General features: G+C 68.1%; 16 protein-coding genes. 7 read left to right on the top strand and 9 right to left on the bottom strand.

All coding sequences use genetic code 11. From position 1 onward, the window contains the following. Positions 1 to 184: 184 nt before the first annotated feature. Positions 185 to 460, bottom strand: coding sequence for a hypothetical protein (locus ACWEF2_RS29750; RefSeq protein ID WP_453819632.1), 276 nt, complete (start codon positions 458 to 460; stop codon positions 185 to 187). A 365-nt stretch (positions 461 to 825) separates the two neighbouring features. Here ACWEF2_RS29750 and ACWEF2_RS29745 point away from each other — a divergent pair, with 365 nt between their 5' ends. Then, positions 826 to 1,287 carry a hypothetical protein gene (locus ACWEF2_RS29745; RefSeq protein ID WP_453819631.1) on the top strand — a complete coding sequence of 154 codons (462 nt, stop codon included), beginning with the start codon at positions 826 to 828 and terminating at the stop codon, positions 1,285 to 1,287. Positions 1,288 to 1,429: 142 nt separating this feature from the next. Here the strand turns inward: ACWEF2_RS29745 and ACWEF2_RS29740 are convergent, their stop codons facing one another. Both ACWEF2_RS29740 and ACWEF2_RS29735 read right to left on the bottom strand, forming a co-directional pair. Then, a complete protein-coding gene (locus ACWEF2_RS29740) occupies positions 1,430 to 2,137 on the bottom strand; it encodes a hypothetical protein (RefSeq protein WP_453819630.1) in 708 nt (235 codons plus the stop codon). 199 nt (positions 2,138 to 2,336) lie between these two features. Beyond that, entirely contained in the window at positions 2,337 to 3,935 is a 1,599-nt protein-coding gene (locus ACWEF2_RS29735) for a DHA2 family efflux MFS transporter permease subunit (RefSeq protein ID WP_453819629.1), read from the bottom strand. 116 nt (positions 3,936 to 4,051) lie between these two features. Between ACWEF2_RS29735 and ACWEF2_RS29730 the strand changes: the two genes are divergently transcribed. After that, on the top strand, positions 4,052 to 4,471 hold the full coding sequence (locus tag ACWEF2_RS29730; RefSeq protein WP_453819628.1) for a MarR family winged helix-turn-helix transcriptional regulator: 420 nt from the start codon (positions 4,052 to 4,054) through the stop codon (positions 4,469 to 4,471). A 61-nt stretch (positions 4,472 to 4,532) separates the two neighbouring features. On the opposite strand, the gene ACWEF2_RS29725 is transcribed toward ACWEF2_RS29730, so the two are convergent. Together ACWEF2_RS29725 and ACWEF2_RS29720 are read right to left on the bottom strand one after the other, a co-directional pair. Continuing rightward, entirely contained in the window at positions 4,533 to 5,468 is a 936-nt protein-coding gene (locus ACWEF2_RS29725; RefSeq protein ID WP_453819627.1) for an anti-sigma factor RsbA family regulatory protein, read from the bottom strand. Then, positions 5,465 to 5,722 carry an STAS domain-containing protein gene (locus ACWEF2_RS29720; protein ID WP_453819626.1) on the bottom strand — a complete coding sequence of 86 codons (258 nt, stop codon included), beginning with the start codon at positions 5,720 to 5,722 and terminating at the stop codon, positions 5,465 to 5,467. Before ACWEF2_RS29720 ends, ACWEF2_RS29725 begins: the two co-directional genes overlap by 4 nt. 503 nt (positions 5,723 to 6,225) lie before the next feature. Between ACWEF2_RS29720 and ACWEF2_RS29715 the strand changes: the two genes are divergently transcribed. The 4 genes from ACWEF2_RS29715 to ACWEF2_RS29700 all read left to right on the top strand — a co-directional run bounded on the left by ACWEF2_RS29715 (position 6,226) and on the right by ACWEF2_RS29700 (position 11,953). Further along, positions 6,226 to 7,266: an NAD-dependent epimerase/dehydratase family protein gene (locus tag ACWEF2_RS29715; RefSeq protein WP_453819625.1), complete on the top strand. Its 1,041-nt coding sequence runs from the start codon at positions 6,226 to 6,228 to the stop codon at positions 7,264 to 7,266. A 234-nt stretch (positions 7,267 to 7,500) separates the two neighbouring features. Next, a complete protein-coding gene (locus ACWEF2_RS29710) occupies positions 7,501 to 8,235 on the top strand; it encodes a TetR/AcrR family transcriptional regulator (protein ID WP_453819624.1) in 735 nt (244 codons plus the stop codon). After that, entirely contained in the window at positions 8,229 to 9,962 is a 1,734-nt protein-coding gene (locus ACWEF2_RS29705) for an ABC transporter ATP-binding protein (RefSeq protein WP_453819623.1), read from the top strand. Before ACWEF2_RS29710 ends, ACWEF2_RS29705 begins: the two co-directional genes overlap by 7 nt. Then, positions 9,959 to 11,953: an ABC transporter ATP-binding protein gene (locus ACWEF2_RS29700; protein ID WP_453819622.1), complete on the top strand. Its 1,995-nt coding sequence runs from the start codon at positions 9,959 to 9,961 to the stop codon at positions 11,951 to 11,953. The genes ACWEF2_RS29705 and ACWEF2_RS29700 overlap by 4 nt, the downstream gene beginning before the upstream one ends. Before the next feature lie 197 nt (positions 11,954 to 12,150). On the opposite strand, the gene ACWEF2_RS29695 is transcribed toward ACWEF2_RS29700, so the two are convergent. The 3 genes from ACWEF2_RS29695 to ACWEF2_RS29685 form a co-directional block, all read right to left on the bottom strand. Next, complete coding sequence (locus ACWEF2_RS29695; protein ID WP_453819621.1) at positions 12,151 to 13,329, bottom strand: hypothetical protein; 1,179 nt, start codon at positions 13,327 to 13,329, stop codon at positions 12,151 to 12,153. Then, complete coding sequence (locus ACWEF2_RS29690; RefSeq protein WP_453819620.1) at positions 13,326 to 13,868, bottom strand: DUF4365 domain-containing protein; 543 nt, start codon at positions 13,866 to 13,868, stop codon at positions 13,326 to 13,328. The genes ACWEF2_RS29695 and ACWEF2_RS29690 overlap by 4 nt, the downstream gene beginning before the upstream one ends. 202 nt (positions 13,869 to 14,070) lie before the next feature. Next, a complete protein-coding gene (locus ACWEF2_RS29685; protein WP_453819635.1) occupies positions 14,071 to 14,454 on the bottom strand; it encodes a transposase in 384 nt (127 codons plus the stop codon). Between ACWEF2_RS29685 and ACWEF2_RS29680 the strand changes: the two genes are divergently transcribed. Further along, positions 14,335 to 14,652, top strand: coding sequence for a hypothetical protein (locus ACWEF2_RS29680; RefSeq protein WP_453819636.1), 318 nt, complete (start codon positions 14,335 to 14,337; stop codon positions 14,650 to 14,652). The genes ACWEF2_RS29685 and ACWEF2_RS29680 overlap by 120 nt on opposite strands. On the opposite strand, the gene ACWEF2_RS29675 is transcribed toward ACWEF2_RS29680, so the two are convergent. Beyond that, positions 14,640 to 15,080, bottom strand: a complete 441-nt coding sequence (locus ACWEF2_RS29675) for a very short patch repair endonuclease (RefSeq protein WP_453819634.1) — start codon at positions 15,078 to 15,080, stop codon at positions 14,640 to 14,642. The genes ACWEF2_RS29680 and ACWEF2_RS29675 overlap by 13 nt on opposite strands.

Raw genomic sequence — 15,080 nt, 5'->3', positions numbered from 1 at the left:
CTACCTCAGCCCGATCGATTACGAGCAGCGAACCACAGATAGGGTGCTGCTCGCCGCATGACGACCGGTGTCCACACTTCGGGGCGAGCCCCCAGTCTCCACGGTTTCAGAGGATTGCCGGCCTGCATGCTCGGCTAAGCGTATGGCCCGCGAGTCCGCCATGGCCGTGATCACGTGCCGGGCGTCACATGCAGATGGGGACGCAGACCCACTTGCCGTGCCAGACCCAGCAATGCTCGCACGGATTGCCGAGGTCGCGAGCGTCCTTCTCGATGACCGAGAAACGCTGTATCCCCAGTGGCGCGAGCAGGCTCCCGAGCCCCACCTCGTCGCCCGCCTCGACGGCGGCGCTGAACGTGTCCTCGAAGTCCTTGTCGTACTTCAGCAGGGTGGCTAGCTCGTGGTACTGCCGGGCGTGCCGCAGCAGGTCATCCGCGGTGGGCCGGCCTTCATAGGTCATGTGACGAGTTCTCCCCGAGGCAACGTGGTCGAAGCCCGCCGGTGAAGGGTCTTTACCCGAGCGCGTCATGAACATGGCACGGCGCCGTCGTCGAGTGCTGGGGCCCCGCCGGATCCCCGCGAGGTGCTGCGGCGGCAGCTGGAGCAGGCGGAGGAACGGATCGCGGTGGCGCGGCGGCTGCGCGGAAGCGTCCTCGGTGTTCTCAGCGCGCTCGGTCAGCAGGCCGGGACCTTCCCCTGGAGACCCGGCTCGGATTGGCCCCGCGCGTCGGTGACACGCGCGGGCGCCCGGATTCACCGGCATCGGGGGCGTGGCGCGACCCCTGGCATGAGTAACCTGCGGGGCACTGAGGGTACGGTCGGTTCATGGCTCACCGCAGCATGCCGCACGATGCCGCCTCCTGGGCATGCCCCCACGGGCAGGACGCCCGCCGGGGTTGCGTGGCGTGCTACCAGGAATCGGTCGATCCTCATCCGGCCTATCAGGAATCGGTCGGACCCGACCCGGCGCTGCCGTTCTGGGAGGTCGTCGCGTGGTTCACCAGCGACCGGCCGATCCCCATCAGGACCCTCCAGGACGTTCACCACCACGGCCGCCGCTTCGCGCTCGACCAGCCGTCCGCCCCGCTGGTCTATCTCCTGACCGGGCAGGCGCGTGCCCGTGACGGAGTGCAGGCCGTCGCCAGCGTGGTCGGGTTTCTCCTGCACAACCGGCATGTGGTCGCCGACTTCACCGTCACCGAGACTCGGGCCAGGCCCCGGACGCCGGTCGGGACGGGCAAGGCCCGCCAGACGGACGTGTGGCTCCAGGAGCGGCGGGGCGGCTGACGGGCGCCCCGACCCCCGCCCCTGCCCCGCACCGCTCTGCGCCGATCCGCGCCGCGAACGGCCTCACCGATCTCCGTCGGGGTCCGCCGGTCCGCGATCGCGGACCGGCGGGGCGGGGCCGTACGGGGTGCTCCTATGGACGTCAGTCGTCGACCCTGTCGCACAGCATCTGCGGCAGCACCTGCTTGCAGGTGTCGCACGACGGAACGATCGATCCGGTCGACCAGGCGCGGCTGTACTTCTCCGCGGCGTAGTCACGCCAGAACAGCTCGCTGAGGTCGATGGCCTCGACCTTCTTCCCGGCGTCACGGGCGTCGCGGAAAATCTGGTTGAGGATCTTCTGCGCCGCGCACGACCCGATCGGGTAGTCCATGTTGTTGCCCTGGGCGGTGCTGGTCGGCACGAACGTCTTTCCCCTGACGTCGACCATGGCGTCCGGGTCCTCAAGCGCGTTCACGACGCCGACGATGACGAGCCCGGTGGGGAGCTGTCCGCGTTTGATGAAGGGAAGGACGACTCTGGCCCCGGGCCCGGAGAGCGTCGCGTACTGCTTTTCCTGCGTTCCTATCGTCGCGACGGCCACGCCCATCATGCTGGTCGCGATGACTCCGCCGCCGGGGCCGGAGGCGAGACGAAGGTACGCCTCACGCAGGTTGTCGTCGAGCAGCGTCTCCTTGTTGTAGTTGTTGAGCGTTGGCAGAAAATTATCGAAAAGTAGTTTCCTGCTTTTTTCGCCGGACCTGATGACATTGATCCCGTGCTTGTCGAGCGAACCTTGGCAGCGCGGGCACGTGGAATCGATGACATTGTTACTGCCACCGTACAAAATGGCTTTTTCGTCCCTTTTCACGGCATGACCCTTCCGTTCAAGGTGAATACGTCGCCCCGGCTTTCATGAGCACCTCATGGTAAAACGGCCACCAAGCCGGGACAAGTCCCAAAATAACCTTCCGTCCGGGCAGATAAACCGGAACCGGCACATATGATTTATCACGGAATATCATGATAAATGGGATTTCATTCCGCTCGCCAGCGAGTCCGGCACCCGATCACTCCTCCGGGGGACGGCCGCCCAGTGACAGGCTGGCCAGCAGGCCGACGGCGAGAAAGCCCGCCGCGCCGAACGCCGCGTAACGGGTGCCGACGGCGAAGGACTCCTTGGCCGCCCCGGCGATCTCCGGCCGGCGGGACAGTCCGGCGATGGCCCCGCCCGCGCTGCGCTGCACGGCGGAGACGATCTGCTCGCGTCGCGCCGGGTCCACCCCCTTCACCTCACTCAGCCGATGATCGAGGTCCACGCTCAGCCCGGAGAAGAGCAGCGTGCCGAGTACGGCGATGCCGAGCGCGGAGCCGATCTGCCGGACCGTGCTCTGCGTGCCGGAGCCCTGGCCGCTGCGCTCGACCGGCACCTCGGACAGGACCACCCCGGTGAGCTGGGCGGTGGCCAGCCCGATGCCCATTCCGTAGCAGAACAGGAACGGCACCGGCAGCGCCCACGGGGTGTCGGCGGAGACCGTGAGGCCGAGCCCGGCGATCCCGACGATCTCCAGCAGCAGGCCGAGTCTGACCACGGAGGCCGGGCCCCGGGACCGCGACAGCGGGGAGGCGAAGCCGCTGGCCGCGAAGGAGCCCACCGCGAGCGGGAGCAGGGCGACCCCCGTCTGCAGCGGCGAGTAGCCCAGCACGAACTGCATCCACAGGGGCAGCGCGAACAGCACGCCGAACTCGCCGAGGCTGACGATCAGCGCGGCGATGTTGCCGTTACGGAAGGAGGGGATGGAGAACAGCGACAGATCCAGCAGCGCGACCTCGCCGCGCCGGTTGCGGGCCCGCTCCACCAGTACGAAGGCGGCCAGGGCGAGAGCGGAGACGGTGAAGGCGACGGGCACCGGCGAGATCGTGAGCGGCCAGTTCCAGCCGCCGACGGCGAAGGTCTCAACAGCCGTCCACCAGCCGTAGACCCTCCCCTCGACCAGCCCGAACACCAGGAAGCCGAATCCGAGGGTGGACAGCACCGCGCCAACCGCGTCGGCACCGCGCCGGGTGTCGAGCTCTCGTGACTCCGGCACGAACACCAGGACGCCGACCAGTACGGCGGCGGCGACGGGAATGTTGATCCCGAAGGCCCAACGCCAGGACAGGTCGGTGGTGAGCCAGCCGCCGACCAGCGGCCCCAGCGCGGCCATTCCGCCGATCGTGGCGCCCCAGACGGCGAACGCGGTCCCCCGGTCCTTGCCCCGGAACCCCGCGTTCAGCAGCGACAGCGTCGTGGGAAAGATCATGGCTCCGCCGATGCCCTGCAGGATCCGGGCCCCGATGAGCATCGGCCCGCTGACGGACGCCGCGGCCAGCAGGGACATCGCCGCGAACAGCGTGACCCCGGTCAGCAGCAGGCGGCGCCGGCCCAGACGGTCGGCCAGGCGGCCGAAGGTGAGCAGGAGCGCGGCGAACACCAGCGCGTAGGACTCCTGGATCCACTGCGCGCCCGTCGAGCTCAGCGCGAGATCGCCGATGATCTGCGGGACGGCGACGTTGGTGACCGTCGTGCTGGAAATGATCATCGCCACGGCCAGCGCGATGAAGGCGAGTCCCGCCCACCGTGCCCGGCCGTTCACAACCGCCGCCTCCGGCGATGTCGTGACGCCCATCTGGTCTCCTCACACCGGTGACGCCGGTTACTCCGGCCACAACACTAAGCACCCTTAGCATCATTCGGATAACGTGGTACCGAGGGTTTCGTTCGAGGGTCGAAAAACGGAGATTCATGGACGATCACGCGTCCTGGGCAACCGGCCGCCTGCTCCTGGTCGCCGCACGCCTGGTCGAGCGCGAGTGGAACGCCCTGCTCGCCGCCCGCGGCCTCACCCACGCGGGTTTTCTCGCCCTGCACGTCCTCGGCGAGGGCCCCCGGACCCAGCGGGAGCTCGCGGCCCGCACCTACGTGGAGGAGCAGACCATCCGCCCGGTGCTCGACCGGCTGGAACGCGACGGCCACATCATCCGCGAGCGCGACCCGGCGGACCGGCGCCGCATGATGGTGACCCGTACCGAGCTGGGAGGGCGGACGTACGCCGCGGTCGTGACGGGAGACCCGGCGGAGCGCATCGTCACCGATCGGGTGGAGGATCCGGAGGCCCTGCGCGCCGAGCTGATCCGGTTGATCACCGGCATCCGCGGCCGGTGAGCCGTCGCTCCGCGGCACACCCCTGTCCGGCGGCCCGGGAGGACACCGGAGCCGGGGAGACTCAGATCGTGAAGTACACGCGGACGGTGGTGCCGCCCTCGCCCGTGTGCACGCGGACGAGGTCGCTGAGCAGGTTGGTGACGAGCAGGCCCCGGGAGCCCCGCTGACGGGGGTCGACCGGCCGGCGTCCGGCGAGCGGGTCGGTGATGTGACCGGAGTCGCTGATGTCCATGACCACCTGACCGTCCTCGGCCCAGACCCGGAGCACCCCGGAGCCGCCGCCGTAGTCCAGGCTGTTCGCGGCCAGCTCGCTGGCGATCAGCCGCAGATCCTCCAGGCGCTCTCCGGAGATCCCGGCACCGGAGGCGTACACGGCGGCGATCTCGCGCACCTGCGCCAGGAGACCCGCGTCGAAGGCGAGTATGACGGCGGCGGACGGGTCGGGAAGCGGCCGGTTGTAGTCGTGGATGACGCGTTCGGGCGCGTAGTCGTCACTGAGGCGCAGGCCGCCGTCGTCTATCAGGATGGGATGGGTCATCTCCGCGTCCTTGACGACCAGGGGATCCAGCCCGTCGACGTCGTACGGGCACAGGATGGTGACGGCGCGGCCCGGGAAGGCCAGGTTGATCAGCGCCTCGTGCTGGACACACGCCGGATACTCGGTCGCCGACCGCCCCGCCCAGATCGGCTCGCCGACGATCCGCACTCTGCGGTCGGAGTGCGGGTCGGCGAAGGCGCGCAGGACGCCGGGGATGATGCGTCCCGGATTACGACCGGCCTCCGTCATGTCGACGAAGTGCACCTGGGAGGCCGCCTCACCGAGCTCGGTCCGCAGCAGCCGCAGGTTCCGCTCCGGTACGGCCACCGCGACCGGCTCGTCCGCCTCCAGGCCACCGCGGACGAACGGCAGCACGCCCTGGAGATACTCCCGGGTCCCTCGGTAGAACAGCGCGGGATGGACGAACGGATCCGGTGGAACAGCCGCGATGTCCATCATGTCTCCACTTCGATCGGGGAGGGGAGGGATCCGATCAAGGTGAGTACGGACCTCAGGCAGTAGGGCGGGTGGTGCAGGACCACCTTTTTGCCCGCGGGAAGGCTGTGCGCGGCCTCCGCCAGCAGGTATGTCCCCCGGACGTCGATGAACGTGAGATCGGAGAGTTCGAGGTGCATGTCCCGGCCGGCGACGACCAGCCCGTTCAGCGCCTCCTCCCAGGGCCTCCTGGTGGTGCGGTCGATCTCACCGCTCACCCGGAGACCTCGGGACGCCTGGAGCGGGACGATCCGGAGGATGGCGGGAGACGACTGGTGAACACCGGACATGAGGAGGGCAGGCCTGGCGGCCGGGGACGGTCTGAACGATTTTCCCTCTGACCGGATTGCCATGACGACCATCCTGAGGTAGGTGCTGGACGACAACCAACGTACCCCTTGCCAAGTTTCGAAGCGAAGCGGATGGGCGCAACCACGGTACGGAAACGGCCCCCGCCGACACTCTCCCGTCTCCCGGCGGCCTACCTCACCTCATCGCACCTCACCACAACTCCCCTTTTCCCCCATCACGGCTCATATAGCCCATGAAGTTCACCCGATTCATCGCGAGCCGGACCTTGACCGCCTCCGCGATCGACGTGAATACCGGTATGCCGTACAGGAATATGGGGAAATCACGCGGAATTCATCTGGAATCCGTGTCAAACCCGAACAAGATCTATATGAGACCTGGGTGGGCCGGATGGGACAGAATTACCGGCATGCGGATTCTGATCGTCGGCGGGACCCGGTTCGTCGGCCGGCACATCACCGAGGCGGCGATCGCGGCCGGGCACAAGGGCGCGCTGCTGCACCGCGGGCGGACGGGCCCGGAACTGTTTCCCGAGGCGGAGCACCTGCGGGCCGACCGCGACGCGGACCTGTCGATCCTGCGCGGCCGGGAGTGGGACGCGACGATCGACGTCAGCGCCTACATCCCATCGCAGATCGACTCCCTCGCCGAGGTGCTCTCCACCGGGCAGTACGTCTTCGTCTCCAGCACCGCGGTCTACCTTCCCCCGAAGGCGCCGAACTTCACCGAGGACTCGCCGACGGCCGAGATCGACGGCCCGGTTCCCCGGGAGGTGACCGCCGAGACGTACGGCGCGCTGAAGGCGCTCTGCGAGCGGACCGCCGTGGAGAGGTTCGGGCCGGGGACGCTGGTGGTACGGCCGACCTACGTGATCGGCCCGTACGACTACACCGGCCGCTTCACCTACTGGGTGAACCGGATCGCCCGAGGCGGCGACGTCCTGGCCCCCGGCGACCCCTCGGACCCGATCCAGGTGATCGACGGACGCGACATGGCCGCCTGGATCGTCTCGATGACCGAGAAAGCGCATGCGGTACGGCAGGCGTCCCCGGCCGGCGGGACGGGAGCGGACGCACGAGCGGGCGCGAGGGCGGGAGCGGGCGTCTTCCACGCGGTCAGCCCCGCCCCGCCGTTCTCCTTCGGCGACATGCTTGAGGCGATCGTGGCCGAGGTCGGGCCGCCCGGAACCACGCTGACCTGGGTCGGCCAGGACTTCCTGCTCGCCGAGGGCGAGAACGGCCGGTCGCTGCCGCTCTGGTCGGAGGGCGACGCGTGGGCGGCGGCCAACACCGCGAACCCGGCGGCCGCCCGGGCCGCGGGGCTCACCCCGCGCCCGCTGAGCCGGTCGGTACGCGAGATCCGCGCGTCCGAGGCGTCCTTCTCGGTGGAGGGCACGATCACCCCGGCGCAGGAGGCAGACCTCCTGGCCAGGTGGCGTTCCCGCTCGTAGACGCCTGCCGCCCCGGCGTGGGGCAGTGGACACGTCCGCCGTCCCGGCGTGGGGCGGCGGGCGGGTGGCCGGAGCGCACCGTCCCGGCACCGGGTATCCATGGCGGCCCACCCGCCGGACCGGCCAGGTCACAGACCTCCACCTGCCGGCAGATCCCTGCAAACCTCTGCGAGTAAGGACGATTTATCTGATTTTCCGAGTGAGTGAGTCACTCACTCATATAAGGTGATCCGCGTGATCACGTCCCCCCAGCGCGCCGCCCCCCTCCCCCCGGACGAACGGCGTGCCGCACTCATCGCGTCCACCCTGTCGCTGGTGCTCGCCCACGGCCCCGACGTGAACACCCGGCAGATCGCACAGGCGGCCGGTGTGGCGGAAGGAACGATCTTCCGGGTCTTCGCCACCAAGGACGAACTGGTGAAGGCGGCCGTCGCCAGCGCCTTCGACCCGTCCTCACTCGTGGGCGAGCTGACAGCCGTAGACCGTACGGCTCCCCTGACGACCCGGCTCGTCGCGGCGGTCGAGATCCTGCACCGGCACACCGCACGGGTCTTCCGGCTCATCGACGCGCTGGGCATGGCGGGAGCCGCCGAGGCCGCCCAGAACCACCCTCCCGGAAACGACCGTGTCGCCATAATCCGGCAGGCGCTCATCCACCTGATCGAGCCCGACCGCCACCTGCTGCGGTGCGAGCCCCACGAGACCGCCCGCCGGCTGCATCTGCTGACCATCGCGGGCAGCCACCCCAGGCTGGTCGAGAACGACCCGCTCTCGCCCGCGGAGATCGTCTCCACGCTGCTGGACGGCATCCGGCTGCGCCCGGAACACAGCGCGCCCCACCCGGACGCCCCACCATCGGCCCAGGCGTCACCCCCCGCCCCCGACCCGGCCCCGGCCCCGGCCCCGGCGTCAGCCTCGACCTCGACCGTGACCACGGCCACGGCCTCAGACGGAGGACACCCATGCTGAGCCGACTGCTCCGCACCTACCTACGGCCCTACTCCTCGGCGCTGACCGCCGTGGTGGTGCTGCAACTGATCGGCACCATGGCCTCGCTGTACCTGCCCAGTCTGAACGCGGACATCATCGACCGGGGCGTCGCCGTCGGCGACACCGGCTACATCCTGTCCGCCGGGGGCTGGATGCTGGCCGTCTCCCTCCTGCAGATCGCCTGCTCGGTCGCGGCGGTCTACTACGGCGCCCATGCGGCGATGGGGTTCGGCCGGGACGTCAGGGCCGCGGTCTTCCACCAGGTGGGCGGGTTCTCCGCCCGGGAGGTCGCCCAGTTCGGAGCACCCTCGCTGATCACCCGCAGCACCAACGACGTGCAGCAGGTCCAGATGCTGGTGGTGATGACCTGCACGATGCTGGTCGCCGCCCCGATCATGTGCGTCGGCGGCGTCATCATGGCGCTGCGCCAGGATGTCGGCCTGTCCTGGCTCATGCTGGTCTGCGTCCCGGCGCTGCTGGTGTCGATCGGCCTGATCGTCTCCCGCATGGTTCCGCAGTTTCGCGCGATGCAGACCCGGATCGACGTGGTCAACCAGGTGCTGCGCGAGCAGCTCTCCGGCATCCGCGTCGTACGCGCCTTCATCCGGGAACGCGAGGAGACCCGCCGGTTCGCGGAGGCGAACGACGCGCTGACCGGGACCGCGCTGCGCGTCGGGCGGCTGACCGCGCTCATCTTCCCCACCGTGATGCTGATCCTCAACGCCTCCAGCGTCGCCGTACTCTGGTTCGGCGCCGACCGGGTGGACAACGGCGAGATGCAGGTCGGCGCCCTCACCGCGTTTCTCATGTATCTGATGCAGATCCTCATGGCGATGATGATGGCGACCTTCATCTCGATGATGATCCCGCGCGCCGCGGTCTGCGCCGAGCGGATCAGCGAGGTGCTGGACACCGAGTCGTCGGTGAGCCCGCCCGAGTACCCCGTACGGCAGGTGCACGGCCGTGCCGAGCTGGAGATGCGCGACGTCGAGTTCCGCTACCCGGGCGCGGCGGCACCGGTACTCTCCGGCGTCTCGTTCCGCGCCGTCGCGGGACAGACCACCGCCGTCATCGGCAGCACCGGGGCGGGCAAGACGACGCTGGTCTCCCTGGTGCCCAGGCTGTTCGACGCCACCTCGGGCACGGTGTCGGTCGACGGGGTCGACGTCCGCGACCTCGACCCCCAGATGCTCTGGACGCGCATCGGCCTGGTGCCGCAGAAGCCGTACCTGTTCACCGGCACCGTCGCGAGCAACCTGCGGTACGGCAACCCGGAGGCCACCGACGAGGAGCTGTGGGAGGCGCTGGAGGTCGCCCAGGCCCGCGACTTCGTCGAGGCGATGCCCGACGGCCTCGAAGCGCCCATCACGCAAGGTGGCACGAACGTGTCCGGCGGACAGCGGCAGCGGCTCTCCATCGCCAGGGCGCTGGTCAGCAAGCCCGAGATCTACCTGTTCGACGACTCGTTCTCGGCCCTCGACCTGGCCACCGACGCCCGGCTACGCGCCGCCCTGCGCCCCTACACCGCCCAAGCCGCCGTCGTCATCGTCGGTCAGCGGGTCTCCACCATCGCCGACGCCGATCAGATCATCGTTCTCGACGACGGCGCGATCGTCGGCCTGGGAACCCACGACGAGCTGCTGAACTCCTGCCCCACCTACATCGAGATCGTCGAGTCCCAACTAGCCGCGGAGAGCGCAGCATGAGCGACCGGCCCATGACGACCACGCAACCGCGACCACCGGTGGGGGGCGGCGGCTTCGGGCGAGGCCCCTTCGCGGGAGCCGGGATGCCCGCGGAGAAGTCGATGAACTTCGGGCCGTCCACCCGGCGGCTGATGCGGCGGCTGAGTCCCGAACGCCCGAGAATCCTGGCCGTGATCGCCCTCGCCGTGACGAGCGTGGTGTTCGGCGTCGTGGGGCCGAAGATCCTCGGCTGGGCGACGGACCTGATCTTCACGGGCGTGATCGGCAGGCAGCTGCCCCCGGGCACGACCAGGGAGCAGGCGATCCAGGCCGCCCGCGCCTCGGGCAACGACAACTTCGCCAACCTGCTCACCCAGATGGACGTCGTGCCCGGTCACGGGATCGACTTCGCCGCGCTGGGCACGGTCCTGACGTGGGCGCTGGCGCTCTACGTCGCGGCGTCGGTCTTCGGCTGGATGCAGGGCTACCTGCTCAACGACGTGGTGCAGCGCACCGTGTTCCGGCTGCGGGCGGACGTCGAGGACAAGCTGAACCGGCTTCCCCTGCGGTTCTTCGACGGCCAGCCGCGCGGCGAGCTGCTCAGCCGGGTCACCAACGACATCGACAACGTCTCCCAGACGCTGCAGCAGACGATGAGCCAGCTGCTGACCTCGTTGCTGACCGTGGTCGGCGTGCTGGCGATGATGTTCGTGATATCGCCGCTGCTCGCGCTGATCGCCCTGGTGACCATCCCGCTGTCGATGATCGTCACCAAGCAGATCGCGAAACGCTCGCAGAAGCAGTTCGTCGCGCAGTGGGCCCACACCGGCACCCTGAACGCCCACATCGAGGAGGCGTTCACCGGCCACGAGCTGGTGAAGGTCTTCGGCCGCCGGCCGGAGGTCGAGCAGGTGTTCCGGGAGAGGAACGAGGAGCTGTTCAAGGCCGGCTTCGGCGCCCAGTTCGTCTCCGGGATCATCATGCCGATGATGATGTTCATCGGGAACCTCAACTACGTCGCCATCGCCGTCGTCGGAGGCGTCCGGGTCGCCACCGGGTCGATGAGCCTGGGCGACGTCCAGGCGTTCATCCAGTACTCGCGGCAGTTCACCCAGCCCCTGACCCAGGTCGCCTCGATGGCCAACCTGCTGCAGTCCGGGGTGGCCTCGGCCGAGCGGGTCTTCGAGCTGCTGGACGCCACCGAACAGGACCCGGACCCCGCCGACCCGGTGCCGCCCACCGTCCGGCAGGGCCGCGTCGAGTTCGACCGCGTGTCCTTCCGCTACAACCCGGAGCAGCCACTCATCGAGGACCTGTCACTGGTGGCCGAACCCGGGCACACGGTCGCGATCGTCGGTCCGACCGGCGCGGGAAAGACCACCCTCGTCAACCTCATCATGCGCTTCTACGAGCTGGACGCCGGCCGGATCACCCTCGACGGCGTCGACATCACCGCGATGCGCCGCGAGGACCTGCGCTCCCACATCGGCATGGTGCTCCAGGACACCTGGCTGTTCGGCGGCACCATCCGCGAGAACATCGCCTACGGCAACCCCGACGCCGGCGAGGAGCAGATCCAGGCCGCCGCGCGGGCCACGTTCGTCGACCGGTTCGTCCGCACCCTGCCCGACGGCTACGACACCGTGATCGACGAGGAGGGAGGCAGCGTCAGCGCCGGGGAGAAGCAGCTGCTGACCATCGCCCGCGCCTTCCTCTCCGACCCGTCCCTGCTCATCCTGGACGAGGCCACCAGCTCCGTCGACACCCGCACCGAGGTCCTGGTCCAGCACGCCATGGCCGCCCTGCGCTCCGACCGCACCAGCTTCGTCATCGCCCACCGCCTCTCCACGATCCGCGACGCGGACCTCATCCTGGTGATGGACGCGGGCCGCATCGTCGAGCAGGGCACCCACGAGGAACTCCTCGCCACCCACGGCGCCTACCACCGCCTCCACTCCGCCCAATTCACCGGCGCCCTGGTCCCGGCCGACAAGGAGAATGTCGCGACATGAGTGATGTCCTGGACGAGTCCAGCACTCCATAGGGGCTTCGCCCGGGAGTACGGCTGACAAACGGGCACCTGGACGGAGCGGGCGCGGCAGACAGACGTGATGAAAGGGCGGTCACCGCACGGGTGACCGCCCCCTTCATCACCGAGCACAGTCGACGACGGACATGTGGCCGGTCGGCGACGGGTGAGCCGTACCCCCTAATCGTCTCCGATTCCGGGCAGTACCGAGAAGGAGGTCAGACGGCGTAGCGAGCGACGCGTCCCACGAATGTCGAGGTCGCCGGTCGCGGTGACCTCAAGGCCGGTCGCATGTGCTTTCACCGCGAGGTTGTAGTCAGATTCGTCCAGCTCGACACGGAACCTTCTCGCATCACCTGTGTCGTCATCGACGCCCTGAATGACCACCTCTCCCTTCCCGTACTTTCCCGCTCGGAACAGACGAACAACCAGGCCGATAACCGTGATCCCGGCTCTCGGCTGTTTCGTTCGCAAAAAGTTCGCGGCCTCGCCCAGAATTCTCTGCTGACCGGGCGTGATCTTCAGGCGTGTGGGTTCGCGAGATCCGGGAGCGAGCGGAGACTGCGAGAAGCGGATCTGGTACACGTCGTGATCCGGGCCGCCCAGAAGACTCAACGCTTCCAGCTCGGTAGCGTTTGGGGAAGCTTGGCCGGGTTGCCCAAAAGACGACAGAGGCCTGTCCCCTTCACCGACCTCCACTGCCAGACGTTGGGCCTGCCGGGCTGCGGTCAGCATTCTGCTCGTCACTTTGCGACCAAACGGCCTTGGGGGAATCTCAAGCAGCGCCCCCTGGCCGGCCGCCGAAGCGGCCGGCCCCTCGGTGTACACGTCCACCAGTGGAAGGGCGAGAGAGAGAACGAAGCTTCCCGGCTGCGTGGAGATACGAGCTTGCGCGGCGTAGGCCTCCGCCCGTTGCGGGCGCCGAGGAGGCAGAACCAGGGAGTCGGCATCCAGCGCCGTGGCCGACGCGACCACATAGTTCCGCAGCGCTGATATCGCGGAATGCGCCAAGAACAGCGGGGCCTCTCCGGCCGGGGCGTTCGGCGTCAGCCGTACGGACACGTTGTCCGCACCGCCGAAGCTCATGTCCGCGGAGACCTCCTGCGGAAGGCGGCGCTCCACGTAGGCGAGTGTTCTCAGCGCCTCGTTCACACGCTCGGCGTAGTCGCGAACCTCCTGTCTCACCGGAAGAACGATCCGCATGGTCGTTTCCAGGTCGGACGGTTCCTGTCGCCACAGCGTGGTCCGGCCGTCGTCGTCCTCAAGGATCCACCCCGTGCCCTGCAGATAACCGACGAAGACGGCCAGGTCGGGGACCGTCGTCGCCTCCCCGGAGGCGACTCCGTTCAGTTCGCTCACCGCAGCCCCCATGCGTCAATATCCGGCACGGGGGTAGACCTGCGGACCCCATAGGTTCTGAGCATGAGGAGAAGTCCCCGGCGATCCAAGGTGTTGACGGCTGGAAGACAAACAACCTGGGTCTTGGCGTTATCGGATGCCGAGAACCCTTCCAGCGAGACCCAGGCGCCGTGTCCGATCAGAAGAGTTCCGTCGGCGTGGAGGCGCACGTTCTCACCGTCCTTTGATACGCCGATGACGACGAGTATCCTCCTGATCGAATGATCGGCTCGCCGCAACACATCATAGGTCTCGATGTCCAGGTCATAGCGATAATCGCCATCGTCCGACCTGCGAAGATCTACCGTGGTTTTGACCTGAACGAGAACAGCGGGGTTGTGCGTACCCTGTTCAACACCACGGAGAAAGAGCTGTACGTCCGCCTTCTGCAGGTCCAGGGTGGTGGGTCGCCCGTGCAGCAGACCACTGCCCGCAGCGACCACTTCGAGCCACGCCTCCCCGAAGTCACCTTGCAGGGTGTTCCGCTCCCGCTCTCTCATAGAGACCATCGCGCCTCAATCGTTTTAACCAACCGGGAAATTCGCTTGGCCGATGATATAGACGCACCCCCGGTCACCGAGGAGCAATTACTTTATTGCCACTAAAGTCACAGATACTTCCCTCTTAGCGATTCCTTCCCTTATATCCCCTTCGTTGAAGGGTGGACACAGCCATACCAACCGGCGTGACAGCCTTAAAGCATCAGATTGGTGCTCGGGCGAGGTGATGAAGCAAGATGAAGGCCATCGCCAGGTAGATGGTGCTCTCGGAGGTGACGGGCAGGTATTCGTAGTCCTTGGCCAGGCGGCGGTAGCGGCCCAGCCAGGCGAACGTACGCTCCACGAGCCAACGACTTGGGACCACGGCGAACCGGGGCACAATCCGGGGCGGCGCCCCGACAGGCGCCCAAGTGGACCGCATCCCACCGTCGTGTCGGACGACCACCTGCAAGGTAATGCCAGCGGTTTGCTTGACCCATTGCAGGAACGGCCCCCGACAGCCCTGGTCCACCCAGCCGTGGGACAGACGCGGGAAGGAGCCGCCGAGGCCGGTCAGCAGCACAGCGGCCCCGTCCCGGTCGCCGATGTTCGCCGCGCTCACGTGCGCCTTGCAGACGAGGCCACCAGCCCGGTCGGCATCCGCACCGAGGTCCTGGTCCAGCACGCGATGTCCGCCCTGCGCTCCGACCGCACCAGATTCGTCATCGCCCACCGCCTCTCCACGATCCGCGACGCCGCCTCAACAGGCGAGGCCTCCCACACCGCCATCGCTTACCGCCGCTGAGAGCTCCGGCGGGTGACCACCGCATCAGCCACGAGCGCGGCCGCCTGCACGGGGTCTTGGTGTTCCCAAACCCGGATGACCAGCCAGCCTTCCTCCTTCAGGAGACGGTCGGTCTCCGCGTCACGCTCCTGTGTTCGCCGAACCTTCTCCGCCCAAAAGCTCGCGTTGGTCACCGCCACGGTGTGATGTTGGGGGCACCCGTGCCAGAAACAGCCGTCCATGAACACCGCGATCTTCACCTTCGTGAACACGAGGTCCGCGGTCCGACGGACCGCCTTGAGCGGACGGTATGAGACGCGATAGCGCAACCCAAGCGCATGCACGGCACGACGAAGAGCGATCTCCGGCTTGGTGTCACGGCCCTTGTTGGCTCGCATACTCGCCCGGACCCCATCACTGGACGCCCAGGTCTCAGATCTTCCACTCAT

This window comes from Streptosporangium sp. NPDC004631 (genome assembly GCF_053601935.1).
The sequence above is the reverse complement of the archived record's forward strand: the minus strand, read 5'-3'. Positions and strand labels throughout refer to the sequence as shown.

What these genes read in the sequence shown, in the direction of transcription:
- ACWEF2_RS29715 (WP_453819625.1), top strand. Translation starts at nt 6,226, where the DNA reads ATGCGGATTCTGATCGTCGGCGGGACCCGGTTCGTCGGCCGGCACATC.
- ACWEF2_RS29730 (WP_453819628.1), top strand. Translation starts at nt 4,052, where the DNA reads ATGGACGATCACGCGTCCTGGGCAACCGGCCGCCTGCTCCTGGTCGCC.
- ACWEF2_RS29725 (WP_453819627.1), bottom strand. Translation starts at nt 5,468, where the DNA reads ATGATGGACATCGCGGCTGTTCCACCGGATCCGTTCGTCCATCCCGCG.
- ACWEF2_RS29705 (WP_453819623.1), top strand. Translation starts at nt 8,229, where the DNA reads ATGCTGAGCCGACTGCTCCGCACCTACCTACGGCCCTACTCCTCGGCG.
- ACWEF2_RS29735 (WP_453819629.1), bottom strand. Translation starts at nt 3,935, where the DNA reads ATGGGCGTCACGACATCGCCGGAGGCGGCGGTTGTGAACGGCCGGGCA.
- ACWEF2_RS29700 (WP_453819622.1), top strand. Translation starts at nt 9,959, where the DNA reads ATGAGCGACCGGCCCATGACGACCACGCAACCGCGACCACCGGTGGGG.
- ACWEF2_RS29745 (WP_453819631.1), top strand. Translation starts at nt 826, where the DNA reads ATGGCTCACCGCAGCATGCCGCACGATGCCGCCTCCTGGGCATGCCCC.
- ACWEF2_RS29750 (WP_453819632.1), bottom strand. Translation starts at nt 460, where the DNA reads ATGACCTATGAAGGCCGGCCCACCGCGGATGACCTGCTGCGGCACGCC.
- ACWEF2_RS29675 (WP_453819634.1), bottom strand. Translation starts at nt 15,080, where the DNA reads ATGAGTGGAAGATCTGAGACCTGGGCGTCCAGTGATGGGGTCCGGGCG.
- ACWEF2_RS29690 (WP_453819620.1), bottom strand. Translation starts at nt 13,868, where the DNA reads ATGAGAGAGCGGGAGCGGAACACCCTGCAAGGTGACTTCGGGGAGGCG.